Here is a 1752-nt window from a genome sequence, read left to right on the forward strand (position 1 = left end):
CTATGGACAGACTTGTCTGTGGTGATGTTGGTTTTGGTAAGACAGAAGTTGCTCTAAGAGCAGCATTTGTCGTTGCAAGTAATTCAAAACAGGTCGCCCTTTTAGTTCCTACCACTATTCTTGCAGAGCAACACTATCAGAATTTTAAGGAAAGATTTGCATCAACTGCAATTACCATTGAACTGCTCTCCCGCTTTAAAAGTACAAAAGAACAAAATGAGGTAATAAGAAAAGTTGAATCTGGTGCTGTAGATATAATCATAGGAACCCATAAGCTTTTATCAAAGGATATAAAGTTTAAAGATCTTGGACTTATTATTGTCGATGAGGAGCATCGCTTCGGTGTAAAGCAAAAAGAGGCTCTAAAAAAGATAAGAGCAAGTGTAGATATTCTTACACTTACTGCAACACCTATTCCAAGAACTCTTAATATGGCAATGGAGGGCATGAGAGAACTTTCAATTATTGCAACTCCACCTGAGTCAAGACTTGCTGTTAAGACATTTGTATCACAAAGATCAGACAGCGTAACCCGTGAAGCTATATTACGTGAGCTCAAGCGTGGCGGTCAGGTCTACTATCTTCACAACGATGTTGCAACAATTGAACAAAGAGCAAGACAGCTTGCTGAGCTTGTCCCTGAGGCAAAGATTGGTATTGGTCATGGACAGTTAAATGAAAAGGAGCTGCAAAAGGTAATGCATGATTTTTATCATCAAAGATATAATCTGCTTGTCTGCTCTACTATCGTTGAAAATGGTCTTGATGTTCCAAGTGCAAATACAATCATAATAGACAGAGCCGATCTGTTAGGACTTGCTCAGCTTCATCAGCTAAGAGGTCGTGTAGGTCGTTCACATCACCAGGCATATGCTTATCTGTTTACACCACCAGAGCAGCTCTTATCAAAAGATGCAAAACTAAGACTTCGGGCTATATCATCACTTGAGGAATTAGGAGCTGGATTCGTTCTTGCAACTCACGATCTTGAAATCAGAGGTGCAGGTGAACTTCTTGGCGAGGAGCAGTCAGGGCAGATTGAATCAATCGGTTTTGCACTCTACTCTCAGATGCTTGAAAATGCTGTAAAGGCATTAAAGGAAGGAAAAGAGCCATCTTTAGTTGATCTGAACATGAATGAATGCGATATCGATCTGCATATTCCTTGTCTTTTCCCTGATGATTACATTGGTGATGTAAATACAAGGCTGTCTTTGTACAAGAGACTTTCATCAGTTGAATCTGATGATGACTTTACCGATCTGAAAGTAGAACTTATCGACAGATTCGGTTTTCTGCCAAAGGCTGCTGAAAATCTCTTTGAGGTTACAAAGCTTAAAAAACTTGCTACAAAACTTGGTATCAAACGTATCAGTGGAGATGAGACTGGTGGAATTATTGAATTTAATAAAGATCACAAAGTCTCTAACGATTATCTGATAACCCTTGTTACTATGTGCAAGAATAATGAATACAGTATAACAGGTCAGAACTGATTGAGATATAACCTAAAAGAATCAGAGAAATATCCAAGACTAGCTCAAGTAAAACAGCTACTTATGGCTTTTGATTGCCACAGATAAAATAACTGACTTAAGAGCATAGATAGATTAGTGATTTAGTAAACAGAGAATTTACTTTTTTGTTTAATGGTGTCTTTGCTTTGGAAGAAATGATTTTGTTGCATCGACACCATTTATTATTTTGAATGGTAATTTATGATTTATGAATATTGTTTACTTAATCTTTTTG

1 protein-coding gene is annotated in these 1752 nt (G+C 37.5%); it reads left to right on the forward strand.

Features of this window, described 5'->3' with window-relative positions:
* A partial coding sequence (locus tag ACJML3_RS07005; RefSeq protein WP_406021854.1) for a TRCF domain-containing protein occupies positions 1–1496 on the forward strand: 1496 nt, incomplete at its 5' end.
* Positions 1497–1752 lie beyond the last annotated feature (256 nt).

This window comes from Succinivibrio sp. (assembly GCF_045124615.1).
GTDB classification, from domain to species: Bacteria; Pseudomonadota; Gammaproteobacteria; order Enterobacterales; family Succinivibrionaceae; genus Succinivibrio; species Succinivibrio faecicola.